This window comes from Candidatus Clostridium helianthi, assembly GCF_045310795.1.
Taxonomy (GTDB): domain Bacteria; phylum Bacillota; class Clostridia; order Clostridiales; family Clostridiaceae; genus Clostridium; species Clostridium helianthi.
In genome coordinates this window covers 17,826-38,252 of record NZ_JBJIAB010000038.1, presented here as the reverse complement: position 1 = coordinate 38,252, position 20,427 = coordinate 17,826, and the positions used below count along the sequence as shown (strand labels likewise).

Below are 20,427 nucleotides of genomic sequence, written 5' to 3'. Positions count from 1 at the left end.
GATGAACAATAATACTAATTATTCAAATTATGAAGACTTACAGCTAAGAGATGCGCAGCTAATAATGGCAAGCATTTTAAAAGATGTAAAAAAAATTTGTGACAAGCATAATATTAGATATTTTTTAGATGCTGGAACGCTTATAGGAGCGGTAAGACATAAAGGATTTATACCATGGGATGACGATATTGACATTGGAATGCTTAGAGAAGATTATAATAAATTTTTAAGTGTAGTTAAGAATGAACTACCTGATCATTTATTTTTGCAGACTCATGAAAATGATCCTAATTATGATATCTATCAAGTTCCATGCAAAATAAGATATAATAATACACTTTTTATTGAAGATAAGATTGCAGAAAATGAAAAGATGCATAATGGTTTATTTATAGATATTATACCTTATGATAGTCTTCCTAAAAAAAGATGGGTATACAATATTCAAAGAAAAATAAGCAATTTTGTATTAAGAAGTTTCATAAGAATTAGAGAAAAACCTGAAAAGCTTACATTAAAAAATAAAATTACATATTTTATTTATAATATTGTATCAAGTATTTTTACAACAAAAAGAAGACAGAAATTATTTGACGTTTTAGTTAAATGGAATGATAGAAATTCAGAATATATGGGATATGGATTGGATACAGTATGGAGTCAGTACATATATAGAAAAGAAGATTTTTTTGATTTGATAAAGGTTGAATTCGAAGGAGATTATTTTAATGCGCCTAGGAATTATGATGCTGTTTTAACACAATTGTATGGAGATTATATGACACTTCCGAAAGAAGAAGATAGAGTATGGCATGCCAGAATAATAAAAAAGTTAAAAAATACTAAATAGGCATTTTCATTTTAATGGTACAAGAATGTAGCTTTATTTATAGTAGTAAAACTATTTCTCTAAATGAGAGTATTTTTACTTAGCTACAATGAATGAAAATGAAAATTTACTTAAGAAAATGGCTTAATATTGCATATGGGCATCAATACTAGTATAATTCAAGTAGTGTTGAAAAGTTTAAAGTTATTTGACGGTACAGTATTTAAATATAAAGGTAGTTTTATATTTTTAAAATTATAGATAAATCAACTATAATCTATACTTATGCGTATACCTCACCGAAATGAATAATATACTTTTGCTCCAGTTTCTGGTTGGAATATATTTCATGGGCTAAGTATAGTTTGTTATTGGGATATCCACAATTGATGTAAAAAATGATAATTTTAACATATATATTCTTTAAAACAAAAGAATATATATGTTCATAATGTCTATTAGTCCAATATTATAGTAAGTTATGGCATTAAATAGGCCAGTATGCTGACTTATTGTTTTCTGAATATGATTAAATAAAAGGAGCGAATAGTTTTGGTAAAAGTATCTATCATTACTCCTGTTTATAATGTAGAAGAATGTATTGAAAGAAGTATTAAATCTGTTATGAATCAAACTTGCAAGGATTTTGAACTTTTACTTATAGATGATGGATCAAAGGATAAAAGTATCGATATAGCAAGAGGATTACTTGAAAATTCAAGTACAAATTATAAAATCATAACTCAAAAAAATTCGGGTGTTAGTGCGGCAAGAAACAGAGGAATAAAAGAAGCTAGTGGAGAGTATATAACTTTTTTAGATTCAGATGATTATATTGATCATAAATTTGTTGAGCGTATGTATGAAAAAGCTGAAGAAACTAAGTGTGAGATAGTTTTCTGTGATTATAGTGAGGTTGACGCTAAAGGAAATGTGCTAGTTCAAAATAGAACTAACTATTTAAATGATTTCATTAGCGGAAAAGAAGCTGCTCTTATGCAGTTAAAAGATGATATAACAATAGGAATGAGAAGTGCTATATATAAATCTTCCATTATACAAGATAATAATCTTTTATTTGATACTAAAAGAAAATATGGAGAAGATATGGTCTTTGTTGTAAAGGCACTGCTATATGCAAAAAAAGTTATAAGTGTAAATGAAGTATTGGCTTTTTATGTTATATGGGGAAATTCTGTGACTCAAAATGTATCGCTGAAGCATTTGGATTGCTATTATTCATATATTGACCTATTAAATGATATAAAAGATGATGAAAGCCTAAAGAAAATAAAAAGTTTTTTAGTTGAATTTAAAATACCTTATTCAATATCACATGTTTTTTCAGTATTAGGTAAGGATTCAAATTTCCATGAGGAACTTTTTAAGTTTTTAAATAAGGATGATGTAAGAAAATATTTAAAGAATTATAAAATGCAAAAATTGGATAAGAATAATATTAGATATTCTATTCAATGTAAGGGAATGCTGTCTTGTCCTAAATTATTAATAAAAGTTTTAGATAAAGTAAGATAATACTTTAAATTAGGACATTTTAGTGAGAATCTCTGAAGTAGGAGGGGAAGTATAGTGAAGAATTGGAAGACTTTTATAGTTATGATAATCGATATGTTTATGGTTAATATGGCATATCTTTTCTCAATAAATATAACACAAAGTGGAACTTTTACAGAAATCGCGAAAATATATACTCACGATTGTATAGCTTTGAGTCTGATATATTTAGTGTGTTTTTACTTATTTAAAATGTATGAAAGTCTATGGCATTTAACTGGTACTGACGAGTTTTTGTTAGGTGTTGGTGGAAATATTTTAGCAGGGATAATATCAATAGGGTATACTAGAATTTTAGGTAATACAATTCCGCTAAATGTTTCTGTTGTCGGAATACTTTTAAGTATTTTCTTTGTGTTGGGATATAGAATACTGTATAGAGTATATAGAAGAACGCTTTTGTACATACCATTTAAATACTCATCAGACCAAAGAAGAGTAATGATAGTTGGAGCAGGTTCGGCTGGAACTATGCTTATTAATGAAATGATGGCAAGAAGGGAACTAAAGTATAATCCAATAGTTCTTATAGATGATGATAAAAGTAAACTTGGAAAAAGAATATCAGGCGTAAAAATAGAAGGAAACAGATACGATATACCTTATATAGTTGGAGAGCAGGAAATAGATTTAATATTAATTGCAATTCCATCTCTTGATGCTAAAAATAAAGCAGAAATAATTGAAATCTGTAAGAATACCAATTGCAAACTTCAAATAATACCTGGAATGTACGAAATATTAAGTGGAGATGCTACAGTTAGTAGAATAAAAGATGTTGATTTGGAAGATTTACTTGGAAGAGATCCTATTCAACTTGATAATAAAGGAATTTCAGATTATATAGAAGGAAAGACTATATTAGTAACTGGAGGGGGAGGATCAATAGGTTCGGAACTTTGCAGGCAAATTTCCATATATAATCCTAAAAGGCTTATAATATTTGATATTTACGAAAACAATGTATATGATATACAAAATGAGCTTAGAGAAGAGTTCCCAGACATGAATCTTACTGTATTAATAGGTTCAGTTAGGGATAGAAAGAGACTTCATGAAATATTCACAAAATATAAAGTAAATGTTGTATTCCATGCAGCAGCACATAAGCATGTGCCTTTAATGGAAGATAGTCCTAAAGAGGCTATAAAAAACAATGTTTTTGGAACCTTAAATTTAGCAATAGAAGCAAGTGATGCTAATGTAGAAAGATTCGTTATGATTTCAACAGATAAAGCTGTTAATCCAACTAATATTATGGGCGCAACAAAAAGATTATGTGAAATGATTATTCAAGCCATGGATAAGCAGTCTAGGACAGAATTTGTTGCGGTTAGATTTGGAAATGTACTTGGAAGTAATGGATCAGTAATACCATTATTCAAAAGACAAATTGCTAATGGTGGCCCTGTGACTGTAACTCATAAAAAAATTATTAGATACTTTATGCTAATTCCAGAAGCAGCGCAGTTAGTGCTTCAAGCTGGTGCGTTTGCAAGAGGCGGAGAAGTTTTTGTATTAGATATGGGAAAACCAGTTAAAATTTATGATTTAGCATGCGATTTAATAAGACTTTCGGGACTTGAACCAAATAGAGATATAAAAATTGTAGTTACAGGTCTTAGACCAGGAGAAAAGCTATACGAAGAACTTTTAATGAGTGAAGAAGGCTTAGAAAATACAGTTCACAATAAAATATATGTAGGTAAACCAACATTTGAAGATATGAATAGCTTAACAATTAAGCTGGAACAATTACAAAAGTTATTGGAGCTTAATGATATATCAGAGATTAAGCATCAAATGCAAAAGATAGTTCCAACATATCACTATAAAAACGAAGATGAAGTGGCTGCAGAAAATGCGGATAAGGAGTAATAATGACGAGAGAAGATGTAATTAGAAATATATTTTTAGCTATTATATTTGCTATTAGTGGATTTTTAGGAATAGCAAATGGAAGTTATATAGTATCTATAATGTACATATTGACAGTAGTAATATTAGTAGTTTTTATTCTTAAAGATAAAGATTTATATAATATGTTCTATACACTACTTTTAATTTCTGCATTTTATGACTATACATTGTATGTACCAAGAGTGCAAAGTGTATATTTATTTCATATAGTTTTGGGAATATTTACACTTATGTCATTGTTTAGAATATTTAAAGACAGACAGATTTTAATGGACTTGGATAGAAAAGTATTAGCAATATATGTACTTTGGTTTATATATATGTGTGTTAGTATAATATGGTCGTTAAACAAAAGCTTATCAATAAAATATATAGCTATCTACTTGATGATGTTTGCGTTTATTGTAAATATGATGGTATATAACATTAATAGGGAAAGAATTAAAAAAACAATTACTATATTATTGTCGCTACTTTTACTTATAATATTAATTGGTTTTATAGAAGTTATTCTTGGAAGACAATTGCCAGTTAAACATTATGCTGATGCATTTATTGAGTTCTTGCCAAAAGATCAACAAAATCTAATAAATGCAAGACCAATAGTATTTTCATTTAATCCAAATAATTTATCTGCTACACTTGCAATGTTGTTACCAATTGGGTTTTATGCAATATACAAAGTTGAGAATATATTTTTCAAGATAGTTTGTATAATTGCTTCAATTATTGCTTTTTCGCTAATTTCAATAATAACATCAAGAACAGGTTTTGCAGCAGCTATATTTGGAGTTGTAGTTTATTTGATTTACTCAATTATAAATATAAAAAGGATAGGATTGAAGGGGATATTATGCCCATTGATTTTGGCTATTTCTCTTTTTGGAGCATTTAAATATAGTTATATGATAATGAATATTGCACAAACAGAATCTGGTCAAGAGCAAAAGAAAAATGGTCTCGCGGATAAGGTTAATGCTTTAGAAGATTCCGAAATTCAAGAAGGTGGAGAAGGATCTCTTAATGTTAGAGCGACAATAATTAAGGACGTATTAAGAGGTACAATAAAGGAAAAGCATTATCTAGGTTATGGTGTAGGAAATGTTGAACAATATATTAAGGATCAAGGAAATACGGGAAATATATATAGTCCACATTGCTATCCGGTAGAGATACTTGGTGATTTTGGATTACCAGGGTTAACACTTTATGGTATATACTATTTATATTTATTGATTCAAAATATAATTATTGGGATAAAGAAAAAAAGTGCCATGTGCTTTGCAGCTGCAACCGGGCTTATAGCATTTGCACCAGCAAGTTTTGGGCCTAGTTCCATAACATATGTATTTTCATATTGGATGCTTATGGGGTTTGCAGTAGCATGTATACAAGTTTACAAAAAGGAAAGTAGTGAGTATAAACCAACATCGTCATCCTCAATGAAGGAATATAGAATAGGATAATAGAGAGCACGAGTATTTATAAGTTAAAATATAATATAATTCAGATATTAATATATTATCAAATAAAAAATGGAAGGAATACCTTCCATTTTTTTGTTGTTTTTTAGTTGTTAAAGTCTTATATTTCAAATGTTTAGAATATGTTGATTTATACTTATCCTAAATATTTCTCAATAATTTCTGTGATTATTGAAGAACTGTCTCCACTTCCAAATGCAGAAGCAGGAGTACCAGTTGGATTGAAGTTTTCTATAGCCTCCATTATCTTATCAGAATTACTTCCAACTATAACGTTCCAACCGTTAGTTACAGTTTCAACCCATTCAGTTTCATCTCTCATAGTTATACATGGTTTCTTTAAGAAGTATGCTTCTTTTTGAACTCCGCCACTATCTGTAACTATCTTTTGAGAATTTTCCTGAAGAGAAATCATATCTAAATATCCCACAGGATCAATAATTCTTATATTTTCTCCAACATGCAAATCATAAGTTTCAATAAATTTCTTTGTTCTAGGATGTAGTGGAAGTATGATTCTCTTACCAGAGTTATTTAAAGCAGTAATGATTGAAGATAATCTTTCAATACTGTTAGTGTTTTCAGCACGATGTATTGTTGAAAGTATATAACTATTTGGTGCTAAATCAAGTTTGTCAAGTATTGTTGAGATATCTTTAGCTCTTTCTTTAAAGAGATTTATTGCATCATACATTACATCGCCGACATTATGAACACCTTTTGTAATATTTTCATCCTTTAAGTTATTTAAAGCAGTTAAAGTAGGTGTGAAAAGTAAATCGGATATATGGTCTGTTAATATTCTATTTTGCTCTTCAGGCATAGCCTTATTGAAACTTCTAAGACCAGCTTCAACGTGCGCTACAGGAATTAATAACTTGCTTGCACATAGGCTACCTGCAAGGGTTGAATTTGTATCGCCATAAACTAAAACCATATCTGGTTTTTCTTTTAAGTATATATCTTCAAGAGATATTAACATGCTACCAGTTTGATGTCCATGATTAGATGAACCAATATTTAGATTATAATCTGGCTTTGGAATTCCAAGCTCCTCAAAGAATATATCAGACATATTATTATCATAATGCTGTCCAGTGTGTACTAAAATTTCACTGTTTCCATTTCTTCTAATTTTATTAGATACTGTCGCGGCTTTAATGAACTGTGGTCTTGCACCTATAACAGTTAATACTTTCATATAATAGGCCTCCTTAAATTTTAGGTATTTATTTGTGAATTATTTATATTTACGTATAAATAAATATCAAGTGAAATTTATTTGATATGAGAATTATCTCAATCTGAATATTAGTTAAACTTATAAAAAATAATTACCACAATGTCTAGGTGTATGAAAAGTGATATTACGCTACGCAGAATTAAAAATTGATTTAGTGTAACTCGTCTAAGCGAACCTCTCAAAAGCGAATTCCTAAAGTTTATATTTTAGAAGCATAAGCTTTCGCTTTTGAGTTTTTATGTTCTATCCTTGGCCATCTCCTTGCGAGTATCTTGGCTTATTGCTATATAAAATCACTCAGCTGACTTTTAAAATAGGGCTCTCCCATAAAGAGTAAGTGCTATATCGGCTAGACATCAGATAACGTTATTTTATCATATAAAATTCATAAATGAAATAATATGGGCGATATTATAAAGTAAAAGCTTATATTCATATTGTTGAAATCAAGTATTTCATATGTTATTCTTATACTGATTATAACTCTGGAGGGAAAAAGATGAAAAACTGTTTAGTACTTTTAACTAAAGTTTTTCCTTTTGATAAAGGAGAAGAATTTATAGAAGGCGAAATAAAAATGCTTTCTGAAGCTTTTGAAAAAGTAATAGTGATAGCAACTAGTGTGGCTGATGATGCGGTACAAACAAGAAATATTCCTAGTAACTTTGAAGTACATAAAATTAAGGCTTCAAAAATAAAGCATAGTTTACCAATTAGTGCTGTGAAGCTATTTCCATTTTATAATTATAATGGATGTGTGGATAAAGAAGAACGTAATGCTATTAGTGGTTCCATAAAAAAGAAAGCTTATTTAACATATTTTACAGCAAAAGCAAACAGTGTTTTAAAAGAAGTTTTGGAAATCATTAAAAAATATAATATGGATGAGTATAGAGGGATAACTTTATATAGTTATTGGTTATATGATATTGCTTTTGTGGCAATAAAACTTAAAGAACTTTATGGTAAAAAGATTACAAGAGTAGTAAGTAGAACACATAGATATGATCTTTATGCTAATGAAAACTCGATGAATTATATACCACTTAGACATTATTTCCTAAGAAATTTAGACGCGGTATATCCGTGTTCTGACGATGGAAGTAATTATCTAAAGAAGCTTTATCCAGATTACTCAGCTAAAATTAAAACTGCATATCTTGGGACAAAAGATTATGGAACTTCGCAAGGATCAAAAGACTCAACATATAGAATTGTGAGTTGTTGCCATGTTTCTCCAGTAAAGCGTATAGATTTATTGGCAAAGTCACTGGCAACATTGAAAGATTCGGGATTAAATCTAAAATGGACACATTTTGGAGCAGGAGATGGTTTGGATCAAATTAAGGAGTATGCAAGAGAAAATCTTGATTTTATGGAGACAATTTTTCCAGGGAGTGTCAAGAATTCTGAGTTAATGGAGTATTATAAAAATGAATCAGTTGATTTATTCATAAATACAAGCAGCTCAGAAGGATTACCGGTTAGTATCATGGAAGCATGTTCTTTTTCAATTCCAACTATTGCTACTAATGTAGGCGGTACGGCTGAGATTGTTAAAGAAGGTGAAACTGGATTGTTATTGGATAAAGATTTCGATCCTGAGGAGCTTAGAAATAAAATTAAATATATGGCGGAAATATCAGAGGAAGAAAAACAAAAATTCCGTGATAGATGCCGTTCACTTTGGACTGAAAATTTTTGTGCAGATAGTAATTTTAGAAAATTTGCACATGAAATTAGAGCGGTTCAATAAAATTAATAAAAAAGTTCTGAGATATCTTTATCAGAACTTTTTGGTATATACTAATTATAGATTATCTAAGAAGAGTGTGGTAGAAAGTTTTATCTAAGATGATTGCGGATAGGTTAGATTTTAGCATTCACTTTCCAGACTCATATTTGTTCATTGAGTAAGTTCACACAGCAAAATCATAAAATGATTGGTAGAAAGTTTTATCTAAGACAATTAATAATAGGTTAAGTTTGTGGCTTTCACTTACCCGACTCACATTCGTTCGCTGGATAAGTTTGACTAGCAAAATCATAAAATAGATAATTGTGGTAGAGAGTATGAAAAGAGTATTTTGGGCAACTCTTAAGATATTTTTCAGAGGAAACTCGACTCACATACGCTCGCTGAGTAAGTTCACATAGCAAAATCATAGATTTTGATGTTCACTTATGTTATAATCTATAGCGTTAATTAACATTATAATGCAAAAAAGGAGCAATTAAGATGAATATCTTACTTATAAATCATTACGCAGGGTCTGATTATCATGGAATGGAATTTAGACCGTATTATATGGGGCGAGAATGGGTTGATATGGGACATAAAGTAGTCATACTTGGTGCTGATTTTTCACATTTACGAAAGAAAAACCCACAAATAAAAGAGGATTTCGAAGAAGAAATTATAGATGGAATTACATATGTATGGGTTAAGACTCCAGAATATCAGGGAAATGGAGTTGGAAGAATTAAAAATATATCAACATTCATGTTCAAATTGAGAATGAATTATAAGAAACTTGCTGATAAATATAGACCAGATGCAGTAATAGCATCTTCGACTTACCCTTTAGATATATATCCAGCTCATAGGATTGCAAAGAGGAGTAATGCTAAACTGTTTTTTGAGATACATGACTTATGGCCTTTAACTCCAATGGAAATAGGGGGGTATTCTAAGAATAATCCAGCTATAGTTATGCTTCAAAGAGCAGAGGATTTTGCTTTTAAAAATTGTGATAAAATTATCTCAATTTTACCTAATGCAGATAGGCATATGAAAGATAGGGGATTTAGTGCGGATAATTATGTTCATGTTCCAAATGGAATAATTGTTGGAGAAAAGAAGAATGCTCCTATGGAAAAAACTATTGAAAGATTGCAAGAACTAAAAGATGAAGGGTATTTCTTAGTTGGATACACAGGAAATCACTCACCAGCTAATGTATTAGATACTATGATTGATGCTGCGAAGAAAACTACAGATGAAAAAATAAAGTATGTATTAGTTGGAAATGGAAACGTGAAAAATGAATTAATACAATATGCTAAAACTAATAATGTAACAAATGTAGAGTTTCTAGATCCTGTACTTAAAGATAATATGGATAATGTACTAAGATTATTAGACATATGTTATATAGGATTAAAAAAGCAAAATTTATTTAATTATGGCGTAAGTCCAAATAAATTATTTGACTATATGATGGCAGCAAGACCAGTAATATATGCAGTTGAGGCTTCAAATGATCCAGTGAAAGATTCAAATTGTGGTATTACAGTACCAGCAGAAAATCCAGATGCTGTTGTGAAAGCAGTTATGAAAATTAGAAACTTAAGCGAAGATGAAAAAAATAACTTGGGCCAAAATGGTAAGGATTATGTATTGGAAAATCATACTTATCGCGGGCTTGCAGAGAAATTTTTAGATGCACTAAAATAACTTAAAAATTTATGAAGAAATTCAATAATATGAGCTGAATTGACTAAAAAGTTGTAAAATAGTTAATATAATATTATATGTTCTGAAATAAATAAATTAGGAGTAAATAGATGAATACATTCAATAAAGTAGTTAAAAGAATATTTGATTTGATATGTTCTACTTTAGGACTTATAGTTTTAAGTCCGATTTTGATAGTTATTGCCATCAGAATAAAAACAGATTCTGATGGACCTGTATTTTTTAAACAAATAAGAATTGGTGAAAAAAATAAAGAATTTGAGATTTTAAAGTTTAGAACTATGGTTGTGGATGCAGAAAAGTTAGGAAGGCAAATTACTGTAGGAAATGATAGCAGAATTACTAAAATAGGTGCTTTCTTAAGAAAATATAAACTTGATGAACTTCCACAATTAATAAATGTATTTAAAGGGGACATGAGCCTAGTAGGACCTAGACCAGAAGTTCCTAGATATGTAAATATGTATAATGAGGAACAGAGAAGGGTTTTAGAAGTTAAACCAGGGATAACAGATTTAGCATCAATTAGATATAGAGATGAAAATGATTTACTTGGAGAAGCAGAAAATCCTGACGATTTTTACATAAACACAATTATGCCAGATAAACTCGCATTAAATTTAGAATATATAAATAAAAATAATATATTTTTAGATATTTATATAATACTTAAAACAATAGTAAAATGCCTTTAATCAAAGAAAAATATAGATTTATAATTATCTCAGACAGAATTCGAAATTATTAAATAAAAAAATCAAAGAAAATTATTTCGATAGCTAATGAAGTTAAAATACTACTATTTAAAATTAGTGTCTTAACTTCTGATCTTAGCTTATGTATTTAAAATGTTGTTCTTAATACATTAGTAAAACTAACTTTAGAGGAAATTATGAACTATTGAATTTGACTAAAAGTATTTAATTTGAGAGAGGTAGATTAATATGAAAAAATTAAAATTTGCTATTATTGGTTGTGGAAGAATCTCATATAAGCATGTTGAAGCGTTAGCTAAAAATGTAGAAGAAGCGGAACTTGTAGCGACTTGTGATGTGGTTTTAGAAAAAGCGGAAGCAAAGAAAGTTGAATACATAGAAAAAACTGGAGCAGCTGAAGATTCTGTGCATGTCTATACAGATTATAAAGAAATGTTAGAAAAAGAAGATATAGATGTGGTTACAATAGCAACAGAAAGTGGTTATCATGCTGAAATTGCCATTTATAGCATGAAAAAAGGAGCTAGTGCATTAGTAGAAAAGCCAATGGCTATGTCCATTGAAGATGCTAATGAAATGATTAAGGTTGCTAAAGAAAACGATGTTAAGCTTGGAGTTTGCCATCAAAATAGATTTAATAAGCCTATACAGAAATTAAGAGAAGCTATAGAAAGCAAAAAGTTTGGAAAATTAGTTAATGGTACAGCTAGAATACTTTGGAATAGGAATATGGGATATTATGAACAAGCACCTTGGAGAGGAACTTGGGCACTAGATGGTGGTACACTTATGAACCAGTGTATACATAATATAGATTTACTTCAATGGATGATGGGTGGAGAAATCGAAAGAGTTTATGCTGAATGTGATACGTATCTAAGAGATATTGAAGCTGAAGATTTTGGTGCTGTAATAATAAGATTCAAAAATGGGGCTATTGGAATAGTTGAGGGATCAGCTTGTGTCTATCCTAAAAATCTAGAAGAAACATTAAGTATATTTGGAGAAACAGGAGCAGTATCAATTGGTGGTCTTGCAGTTAATGAGCTTGAAACATGGAGATTTGAAGGAGAAGATGAAGAAGCGGTTAAGAAGTCTGTAAATGTTAAAATAGACAATGTATATGGAGAAGGACACACACCATTATTTAAGGATGTAATAGATGCTATAAATGAAAATAGAGATCCACTAGTATCAGGAGAAGAAGGTAAGAAGGCAATGTCTATAATACTTGCAGCATATAAATCAAGAAAAACAGGAATGCCAGTAAAATTTCCATTAACAGATTTTAAAACATTAGATATGAAAGAGAATTAGCAAAGATTTTAGTTTAAATGTATTAAGTTATTGAATGCATTTAAACTATTATTTCATAAATATGTAAAAAGTATATATAAAATAGGAATACTTAAAAAATGTGTTGGGCAAAATTAATTAGAATTGTTTATTATGGCTTAATATATTTAAATTACCAATAATAAGATGAGAGGATGATATATCGTGAAAGTAAAAAAAGCTATTATACCAGCCGCAGGTCTTGGAACAAGATTTTTACCTGCAACTAAGGCACAACCAAAGGAGATGCTTCCAGTAGTTGATAAACCAACAATTCAATACATAGTTGAAGAAGCAATCGCTTCTGGAATTGAAGAAATCTTAATTATTACAGGTAGAAACAAAAAATCTATAGAAGATCATTTTGATAAATCAGTAGAATTAGAATTAGAATTAGATAAGTCTGGAAAATCAGAATTACTTGAATTAGTAAGAGATATATCTGACATGGTTGATATACATTACATAAGACAAAAAGAACCAAGAGGCTTAGGTCATGCAATTCATTGTGCAAAGACTTTTGTTGGAAATGAACCATTTGCTGTTTTGCTAGGTGATGATATTGTTGATAGTGAAAAACCATGCTTAAAACAATTAATAGACTGTTATAGCGAATATAAAACTACTATCCTAGGAGTTCAAACAGTAGCTAAAGAAAATGTTTCCAAGTACGGTATAGTAGACGGAATACATGTTGAAGATAGAGTTTATAAGGTGAAAGATTTAGTTGAAAAGCCTAATACTGAAGAAGCACCAAGTAATGTTGCCATACTTGGAAGATATATTATAACACCAGAAATATTTAATATATTAGAAAATACTAAGCCAGGAAAAGGTGGAGAGATTCAATTAACAGACGCGTTAAAGACTTTAATTGGAACTGAGGCTATGTATGCATATAACTTTGAAGGTAAAAGATATGATGTGGGAGATAAACTTGGATTCTTGCAAGCAACAATAGAATTTGCTTTAAAGAAAGATGAATTAAGAGAAGAATTTATAGATTATTTAAGTTCTAAGCCATGGGAAAATAATTATTAGAAAATAAATTAATAGTAATTAAATTAATAAATCCTAAAGTGTATTTTAGGATTTATTAATTTATAAAATATACATAACTATAGTATTTTTGATATGTATATAAAAATCTAATATCAGAAATTAAACTTTTAGAAACTAATAACGATTGGTATACTTTTGAATTAAAAATCTTATACCAAATATAATTAGTGAAATAAGTAATACAATATTTAATACCGAATTACCAAATTGTATAAATAGTGTACATATCAATAAAAATATAAATACACCTAAAAGCCATTGTATAAATCTCATTATTTTGTCTCCTCGTAAAATTAATTTTGTAATATTAGTTTATCCTAAATTGAAAGATGCAATTCATGAAAATTTTCCTAGTAATTGAAGAGAGATGAAGAATATAGTAAAAATCGTTATAAAAAAACTAATTATAATTAACCTTATTATGATTTTTTATGGCGTGTACATGCTGGACATATGCAATTTAAAGATATAGTAAAATTTACAAACAGCTTGAAGTAATTGTATTCAATTATTTTGTTACTTGTAGTATAATTGTATTAAGTATAAAATAATGGTAAATTTAAGTTGTTATATAATCATGGAGTTCGTATGATTAGAGGATGGTGGGACAAATGCAGGATTATGAGAAGCTGTATAAATCGCTAAAGATAGAATATGAAACATATCAGAAGTTTTCAGAACAACATATACAAGAACTAAATGAGAAAAACGTAAGACTAGAAAAGAGTATAGATTCTTTATCTAATATAATAGAAGTAAGCAAATATATAAATACATTTTTTAGCAGTGATAATTTAATATCTCTAATTAATGACATGATTCTTGGAATACTAGGAGTTACATATTCAACCATATTTATGATAGAAAATGGTGAGTTGATAGTTAAGGCGAGCAATATTGAGAATATGAATATAAATCTAACTTCTAAGGAATTTGTGCATATAAACAAGGGAGAGGAATTCTTAGTTAATTCTAGAAAGCCTTTGAAGCAGACTGGAGAACATAAAATAGACATACACTCAATCATGGGATCGCCAATAAAGTTGAGAGAAAAATTTATTGGATATATAGTAGTAGAACATAATCTCTATAAATTTATGAACATAGAGCTTAAACTTTTCCTTAGGTCGATTGCAAACCAGATTGCAATTGCAATAGAAAATTCTTTGCTATATAAAGAATTAGAAAAAATAAATCAAAGAGACCCTCTACTTGGAATATATAATAGGAAATACTTTTTTGAATTTTTAGAAAAGAATGAGAATAGAAAATTAAACGATAAATTTGCCATAGTAATGATAGATATAGATGATTTTAAGAAGGTAAATGATACATATGGTCATCAATTTGGTGATAAGATTTTGATTAACACAGCTAATATTGTTAAATATGGAATAGATAAAAATGATATCTTCGCCAGATATGGAGGGGAAGAATTTATTCTATATATTTCAGATTTTACTAGTGAGGATAATGTATATAGCAAAATTGAAGCTATACGACGTACAATTGAAGGTAGTAAAATTAATTTTAACGGTAGAGATGAGTCTATAACAGCAAGTTTTGGAATTTCATTTTTTCCTTTAAATGGTACAGATTTAAATGAACTTATAAGTAAGGCTGATGATTTATTATATAAAGCTAAAAAAAGTGGTAAGAATAGAGTTCTGAGTGGAAATATATTTAAAATCTAATAATAATATTATAAAGCAAACTTATTTATATTAATAAGAATGCTTTTTTATTATTTAGGCTAATAATATTTTATAGTGGATAAGTAAAAAAATTATTATTAAATTAAAAAGTGGTTATTGGCTAAATTTATATACATCTTTAAAGTATCCGGTAAAATATTTTGTAACTTGTGGTATTTATTAATAAATATATAAGGAGGGTATATTATGGATAGTAAAAAGTTACTATCTTTGATAAAAAGAGAAGAAGGAACAAAGTTAGATTTTAAATTGAAACTAGAACTTTTCTGCGAGACAGGTAAGAAAGAATTAACTAAAGATATATGTGCCATAGCCAATTCAAGTGGGGGAAGAGGATATATAATTGTTGGAGTTGAAGATAAAACTAAGAATATTATAGGCATACAAGAAAATGACATGTTTAAAGAAGAGCAGATACAGCAAATAATAACGACAAGATGTGAGCCTCCAATACCAATAGAAGTTGATTTCGTAGAGATTAAAAATAAGAAAATAGGCGTAATATCAATTTATGATGGGGGTCAAAAGCCATATCAAGTTAGAGACAATGGAGCTTTTTATATAAGGAGAGGTTCTACTACAGATGTAATGAGAAAGCAAGAATTAATTGTGCTACTGGAGGAAAATCTAAGTTTAACCATTGAAACTTGCCCTCTTATAAAAAGTAGCATTGATATTTTAAATATGGAATTAGTTAATAGATATTTCAGTAAAAAAGGTATAGAAATTAATGAAGAAAATAAGAGATTTTTACTGTTAAGTGCAGGAATAGCCTTTGAACATAAAGAAGGCGCACCTCTTAAATGCACATATGGAGGATTGCTTGTATTTTCTGATAAGAATTATATATATATTCCTAACAATATGATAAAAATCATTAATAAGTTAGAAAAAGCCAATGGAGAATTGCACATAATTCAAGGAAATCTTTTATCTATGATAGATAGTGCAGAAGAAAAAATAAAAGATATATTACCAAAGAATTATCCAATGCAAGCAATAATTGAAGCAATAAAGAATGCAGTTCTATATAGGGAGTACTTTGATTTGAATAAAATAATCGAAATAATTATAGATAGGAATAAGATTATTATTTCAAGTCCTGGTGAGTTCATAGATGAGAATGTAAAAGGGCAAAGAACTAACTATAATAAAAGAAATATTTGGTTATATGAAAAACTAATTTCTTTAGATGAGAAAAGAAGATTTTTAAATAGCGGAAGAGGATTCACAATTATTAAAAATTCTTTTAAAGGGAAAGGCAGAGTTAAATTTATTAATTCACGAGCAGAACATAGTTTTAAGGTGATATTGCCAGGCGTTGAGATTAAATGACATGGAGTTTTAATCTAAATAAGTGTATATAAAATATGAATTATTGCCAAAATTTAAGGTTGAGGATATACTATAATAAGTAATTCTAATATGAAATTTAGAATAATCTTACTCTATTAACCTGAAATGCAGTATAAGTTAAAAACTTAGGTAACAAAAAGTTATGATAAAAAGTTTAATAAATTTATGAAGCTAAAATATATTTTTTTGAGAAATACGTATAGTTTTTATAACCTGGACTTGTAATCTGCAATTAGTTTATATTAACTCAAATAAGAAAATTTTAGGAGGTACTATAATGGCAAATGTATTAGATGAGCTATTAGAGAGAGGATACATAAAACAATTTACACATGAAGAAGAAACAAGAAAATTATTAGAGAATGAAAAAATAACTTTCTATATAGGTTTTGATCCAACAGCAGATAGCTTACATGTAGGGCACTTTATAGCAATGATGTTTATGGCTCATATGCAAAGAGCAGGACATAGACCGATAGCTTTAATTGGTGGTGGAACTGCTATGGTTGGAGATCCAAGTGGTAAAACTGACATGAGAAAAATGCTTACTAAAGAAGATATTCAGCATAATGTAGATTCTATTAAGAAACAAATGGAGAGATTTATAGATTTTTCTGATGGTAAGGCAATATTAGCAAACAATGCTGATTGGCTTTTAAATCTTAATTATGTTGATTTCTTAAGAGAAGTAGGAGTTCACTTTTCTGTAAATAGAATGTTAACAGCAGAATGCTTTAAACAAAGATTAGAAAAAGGATTATCATTCTTAGAATTTAACTATATGTTAATGCAAGGATACGATTTTTATGAATTAAACCAAAAATACAACTGTAAAATGCAGCTTGGTGGAGATGATCAATGGTCTAATATGATAGCTGGAGTTGAACTTGTAAGAAGAAAAGCTCAAGGGGAAGCTATGGCTATGACTTGTACTTTACTTACAAATAGTCAAGGACAAAAAATGGGTAAAACTGTTGGAGGAGCGTTATGGTTAGATCCAGCAAAAACTTCACCATATGATTTTTATCAATATTGGAGAAATGTAGATGATGCAGATGTTGAAAAATGCTTGGCATTATTAACATTCTTACCAATGGATGAAGTGAGGAGATTAGGTGCGCTTGAAGGAGCTGAGATAAATGGGGCTAAGAAAGTTCTTGCGTATGAGATAACTAAACTTGTTCATGGAGAAGAAGAAGCTAAGAAGGCAGAAGAAGCAGCAACAGCATTATTTGCTGGTGGAGCTGATATGTCAAATGTTCCAACTGTTACTATAGCTAAAGAAGAAATTGGTTTACCTATATTAGATGTAATGGCAAGTACTAAAATTATTCCATCAAAAAAAGAAGGTAGAAGATTAATTGAGCAAGGCGGCTTGTCTGTTAATGGGGTCAAAGTTGAAGAAGTTAATAGAATTTTAACTGAGGAAGACTTCCAGGATGGTGCTGTATTAATTAAAAGAGGAAAGAAAAATTATAATAAGATAGAAATTAAATAATTTTATCATATAAAATATGTTGTTAATTGAAGGTATAAAAACTTTTAGTTAACAACTTTTTATTTTTTCTATTACTAGATAAAAGGCTAAAAGTTCTCGAATATTTATATCAAATGAGTATAAATAGTATATATGACAATATTATTTATAATACATACAAATATATTAATCATATTTTATAATGATGTATCGGCAAGTCAGATTAATATTGTGTTCAATGGAACAGCATTTATCTTCTTGCCTGACACAAAAATTCACTATATATTTTGTTAGCTCAAATTTTGAGAGTTTTCGTACTCATTTCTAAGCTGTTCCATAGGTGCCTCTTCAGCTGAATACCAACCCTTGTCTACAGCTATATCAGATAATTCAAAATGCTCAGCTACAGCTTTATCTAATTGCCCTCTTAACATTTCTCTTAATTCTGGATTTACTGCTTCAGTAGCAGCAGCAGCTAAAGAAGTCACAGCAAATTTAGAATCCTTAAGCATGTCTTGAGCAATATCTCTAGCTGCTAGAGTTGAATCATCAGTTCCTAGTAACTTATCTAAAAAAGACATATTAACTACCTCCTATTTTTATTGCATATTTAATTTATTTTCAATAAAATCTTGCATTGAATTTATATTTTCTTTTTTACTATCTAGGCATTTTTCCATGAAAGATTTTAATTCATCATCATCTACCATAGCCATGCTGGCTTGTATTTTCTTAGCACCTATAATATTAGTATCCATTAATTCTCTTAGTTCAATCATTTCGTGTGGAGCTAATCCGCTATTATTATTATTATTATTATTATTATTATTTGACATAATTTCACCTCCAAGCTAAATTAAAATCTTGAATATAATTAAGTAATATTATTGAGTTATTGAACCTATAGATGATAATTCTTTTTGAAGTTGTTGTTGAGGATCTTGATTAGCATTATACCAACCTTTATTTACTGCTATGTCTGATAATCTATAGTGGGAATTAACACAAGCAGTTAATTGACCTTTAAGTGTATCTCGTAGCTCTGAATTTGTTGTTTCTGTTAATACTTTTGCTAAAGTTGTTATTGTTGCTTTTGAACTTGTTATTAAGTCAAGAGCAATGTCTTTTTCTGATAATGAGTTATTCTTATTTTGATCCATTTAAATTTCTCTCCTTTCTATATGTAATAAACTTGCTTATGATAATACAGATTGTATATTTTTTAGAGCAGTTTTTTTAGCGGCTAAGGAATCCTTCATAAAGTTTTTTAGTTCATTATCATCTACCATATTCATGCTAGCGTTAATTTTCTTTATTCCTAGCATTTCTTGGCTTATGAGTTCTCTAACTTCTATAGCTTCATGTGGCGCTAATTGAGCTTTCATATAATCACCTCCTGACTATAATAGTATTGCACCACTAAATTCATTAATGTGTGGAAAATAAATGTATTAATATTTATATTTTTTATAGGCATCATATGTTTGTACATAATAAATTATTATCTTGTAAATAATAAAAAATGAAAATTACTTGAAGATAAGTAATTCCAATATTTAAACAAAGGAGAGATGCAATTATGAAAAACAAACCAGATAACAGAAAAGATAATGTAGATAGAATTCAATATAACATTGATAGAACTATTTTGAATTGCGAACTTGCAGATGAAATGATAGAAAAAACTGATGATCCTAAAATGCAACAAACATTAAAAGAGAAGAATGATAGAAGAGAAGAAGCACTTCGAGGCATGAGAGAAGAAATTAGAGATGAAGCATTGGATAAAGAAAGAGGATATAAGTAGAAAAAATAAGTATAATTTTAATAGCATTTAACAAAAAAATAAAGTATAAAGCATATTATTAATATATAGTATACTTTATTCCAATATATTAAGTTACTAAGTGTAAATAAAAATCACTTGTGAATTACTAATTAGTCACAAGTGATTTTTTATTTAAAAACTTATTAAATATCCTAATTATACGAAAAAAGTATTTGTTAATTAATATAGTTTCAGGTTATAATAGTAAAGTGATGAAAAGGTTTAAATTATATAGTAATTATTTCTTGTAATAATCCAATATACAGTATATAATATTATCGCCAATATAATTGTATTTTCTACAAAATTTTCATTAATGGCAGTAGCAATTAATATTTTGAATTACTATAAAATTTAATTTTACAGGTCATGTGGGAATATTGAAAATAAAATCTTAAGGGAGGAAAAA

The 20,427-nt window shown here is 28.7% G+C and carries 18 protein-coding genes; 13 read left to right on the top strand and 5 right to left on the bottom strand.

Annotated elements, in window-relative coordinates:
* The first annotated feature begins 1 nt into the window (after window position 1).
* The 4 genes from ACJDTP_RS21895 (at window position 2) to ACJDTP_RS21880 (ending at window position 5,790) form a co-directional block, all read left to right on the top strand.
* Window positions 2-850 (top strand): LicD family protein, encoded by an 849-nt coding sequence (locus ACJDTP_RS21895; protein WP_406762480.1) that lies wholly within the window; start codon window positions 2-4, stop codon window positions 848-850.
* Between the two features lie 531 nt (window positions 851-1,381).
* A complete protein-coding gene (locus ACJDTP_RS21890; RefSeq protein WP_406762479.1) occupies window positions 1,382-2,365 on the top strand; it encodes a glycosyltransferase family 2 protein in 984 nt (327 codons plus the stop codon).
* A 54-nt stretch (window positions 2,366-2,419) separates the two neighbouring features.
* Complete coding sequence (locus ACJDTP_RS21885) at window positions 2,420-4,282, top strand: polysaccharide biosynthesis protein (protein ID WP_077837162.1); 1,863 nt, start codon at window positions 2,420-2,422, stop codon at window positions 4,280-4,282.
* A gap of 2 nt (window positions 4,283-4,284) precedes the next feature.
* The gene (locus ACJDTP_RS21880; RefSeq protein WP_406762478.1) at window positions 4,285-5,790 is read left to right on the top strand and encodes an O-antigen ligase family protein; all 1,506 of its coding nucleotides are present in this window, start codon (window positions 4,285-4,287) and stop codon (window positions 5,788-5,790) included.
* Window positions 5,791-5,944: 154 nt separating this feature from the next.
* Here ACJDTP_RS21880 and wecB read toward each other — a convergent pair whose 3' ends face one another.
* Window positions 5,945-7,009 (bottom strand): non-hydrolyzing UDP-N-acetylglucosamine 2-epimerase, encoded by a 1,065-nt coding sequence (gene wecB, locus ACJDTP_RS21875; protein WP_406762477.1) that lies wholly within the window; start codon window positions 7,007-7,009, stop codon window positions 5,945-5,947.
* 541 nt (window positions 7,010-7,550) lie between these two features.
* On the opposite strand from wecB, the gene ACJDTP_RS21870 reads away from it, so the two are divergent.
* From ACJDTP_RS21870 to tyrS, 8 genes are all read left to right on the top strand, one after another.
* The gene (locus ACJDTP_RS21870) at window positions 7,551-8,807 is read left to right on the top strand and encodes a glycosyltransferase (RefSeq protein ID WP_406762476.1); all 1,257 of its coding nucleotides are present in this window, start codon (window positions 7,551-7,553) and stop codon (window positions 8,805-8,807) included.
* 483 nt (window positions 8,808-9,290) lie between these two features.
* Window positions 9,291-10,508, top strand: a complete 1,218-nt coding sequence (locus ACJDTP_RS21865) for a glycosyltransferase family 4 protein (RefSeq protein WP_078114391.1) — start codon at window positions 9,291-9,293, stop codon at window positions 10,506-10,508.
* Between the two features lie 110 nt (window positions 10,509-10,618).
* The gene (locus ACJDTP_RS21860; protein ID WP_077843885.1) at window positions 10,619-11,224 is read left to right on the top strand and encodes a sugar transferase; all 606 of its coding nucleotides are present in this window, start codon (window positions 10,619-10,621) and stop codon (window positions 11,222-11,224) included.
* A gap of 249 nt (window positions 11,225-11,473) precedes the next feature.
* Window positions 11,474-12,562: a Gfo/Idh/MocA family protein gene (locus tag ACJDTP_RS21855; RefSeq protein ID WP_077843884.1), complete on the top strand. Its 1,089-nt coding sequence runs from the start codon at window positions 11,474-11,476 to the stop codon at window positions 12,560-12,562.
* Window positions 12,563-12,745: 183 nt separating this feature from the next.
* Window positions 12,746-13,621, top strand: coding sequence for a UTP--glucose-1-phosphate uridylyltransferase GalU (gene galU / locus ACJDTP_RS21850; protein ID WP_406762475.1), 876 nt, complete (start codon window positions 12,746-12,748; stop codon window positions 13,619-13,621).
* 632 nt (window positions 13,622-14,253) lie between these two features.
* The gene (locus ACJDTP_RS21845; RefSeq protein ID WP_077843883.1) at window positions 14,254-15,336 is read left to right on the top strand and encodes a sensor domain-containing diguanylate cyclase; all 1,083 of its coding nucleotides are present in this window, start codon (window positions 14,254-14,256) and stop codon (window positions 15,334-15,336) included.
* A gap of 207 nt (window positions 15,337-15,543) precedes the next feature.
* Window positions 15,544-16,692: an AlbA family DNA-binding domain-containing protein gene (locus ACJDTP_RS21840; RefSeq protein ID WP_406762474.1), complete on the top strand. Its 1,149-nt coding sequence runs from the start codon at window positions 15,544-15,546 to the stop codon at window positions 16,690-16,692.
* A gap of 298 nt (window positions 16,693-16,990) precedes the next feature.
* Window positions 16,991-18,211 (top strand): tyrosine--tRNA ligase, encoded by a 1,221-nt coding sequence (gene tyrS / locus ACJDTP_RS21835; RefSeq protein WP_103699051.1) that lies wholly within the window; start codon window positions 16,991-16,993, stop codon window positions 18,209-18,211.
* A gap of 269 nt (window positions 18,212-18,480) precedes the next feature.
* On the opposite strand, the gene ACJDTP_RS21830 is transcribed toward tyrS, so the two are convergent.
* The 4 genes from ACJDTP_RS21830 to ACJDTP_RS21815 are packed head-to-tail and all read right to left on the bottom strand — an operon-like array spanning window position 18,481 to window position 19,575.
* Complete coding sequence (locus tag ACJDTP_RS21830; RefSeq protein ID WP_078114394.1) at window positions 18,481-18,771, bottom strand: spore coat protein; 291 nt, start codon at window positions 18,769-18,771, stop codon at window positions 18,481-18,483.
* A gap of 18 nt (window positions 18,772-18,789) precedes the next feature.
* Window positions 18,790-19,026 carry a hypothetical protein gene (locus ACJDTP_RS21825; RefSeq protein ID WP_406762473.1) on the bottom strand — a complete coding sequence of 79 codons (237 nt, stop codon included), beginning with the start codon at window positions 19,024-19,026 and terminating at the stop codon, window positions 18,790-18,792.
* A gap of 48 nt (window positions 19,027-19,074) precedes the next feature.
* Window positions 19,075-19,350 (bottom strand): spore coat protein, encoded by a 276-nt coding sequence (locus ACJDTP_RS21820; protein WP_077855258.1) that lies wholly within the window; start codon window positions 19,348-19,350, stop codon window positions 19,075-19,077.
* A 36-nt stretch (window positions 19,351-19,386) separates the two neighbouring features.
* Entirely contained in the window at window positions 19,387-19,575 is a 189-nt protein-coding gene (locus ACJDTP_RS21815; protein WP_012060766.1) for a hypothetical protein, read from the bottom strand.
* A 194-nt stretch (window positions 19,576-19,769) separates the two neighbouring features.
* Between ACJDTP_RS21815 and tlp the strand changes: the two genes are divergently transcribed.
* Window positions 19,770-19,997: a small acid-soluble spore protein Tlp gene (gene tlp / locus ACJDTP_RS21810; protein WP_077837180.1), complete on the top strand. Its 228-nt coding sequence runs from the start codon at window positions 19,770-19,772 to the stop codon at window positions 19,995-19,997.
* Window positions 19,998-20,427: the final 430 nt, after the last annotated feature.

Excerpts from the sequence above, each read along its gene's own strand:
- ACJDTP_RS21830 (WP_078114394.1), bottom strand. The coding sequence starts at position 18,771 with ATGTCTTTTTTAGATAAGTTACTAGGAACTGATGATTCAACTCTAGCA.
- ACJDTP_RS21895 (WP_406762480.1), top strand. The coding sequence starts at position 2 with ATGAACAATAATACTAATTATTCAAATTATGAAGACTTACAGCTAAGA.
- ACJDTP_RS21855 (WP_077843884.1), top strand. The coding sequence starts at position 11,474 with ATGAAAAAATTAAAATTTGCTATTATTGGTTGTGGAAGAATCTCATAT.
- ACJDTP_RS21880 (WP_406762478.1), top strand. The coding sequence starts at position 4,285 with ATGACGAGAGAAGATGTAATTAGAAATATATTTTTAGCTATTATATTT.
- ACJDTP_RS21845 (WP_077843883.1), top strand. The coding sequence starts at position 14,254 with ATGCAGGATTATGAGAAGCTGTATAAATCGCTAAAGATAGAATATGAA.
- ACJDTP_RS21815 (WP_012060766.1), bottom strand. The coding sequence starts at position 19,575 with ATGAAAGCTCAATTAGCGCCACATGAAGCTATAGAAGTTAGAGAACTC.
- ACJDTP_RS21820 (WP_077855258.1), bottom strand. The coding sequence starts at position 19,350 with ATGGATCAAAATAAGAATAACTCATTATCAGAAAAAGACATTGCTCTT.
- ACJDTP_RS21860 (WP_077843885.1), top strand. The coding sequence starts at position 10,619 with ATGAATACATTCAATAAAGTAGTTAAAAGAATATTTGATTTGATATGT.
- ACJDTP_RS21825 (WP_406762473.1), bottom strand. The coding sequence starts at position 19,026 with ATGTCAAATAATAATAATAATAATAATAATAATAATAGCGGATTAGCT.
- ACJDTP_RS21870 (WP_406762476.1), top strand. The coding sequence starts at position 7,551 with ATGAAAAACTGTTTAGTACTTTTAACTAAAGTTTTTCCTTTTGATAAA.
- tlp (WP_077837180.1), top strand. The coding sequence starts at position 19,770 with ATGAAAAACAAACCAGATAACAGAAAAGATAATGTAGATAGAATTCAA.
- ACJDTP_RS21865 (WP_078114391.1), top strand. The coding sequence starts at position 9,291 with ATGAATATCTTACTTATAAATCATTACGCAGGGTCTGATTATCATGGA.
- wecB (WP_406762477.1), bottom strand. The coding sequence starts at position 7,009 with ATGAAAGTATTAACTGTTATAGGTGCAAGACCACAGTTCATTAAAGCC.
- ACJDTP_RS21840 (WP_406762474.1), top strand. The coding sequence starts at position 15,544 with ATGGATAGTAAAAAGTTACTATCTTTGATAAAAAGAGAAGAAGGAACA.
- tyrS (WP_103699051.1), top strand. The coding sequence starts at position 16,991 with ATGGCAAATGTATTAGATGAGCTATTAGAGAGAGGATACATAAAACAA.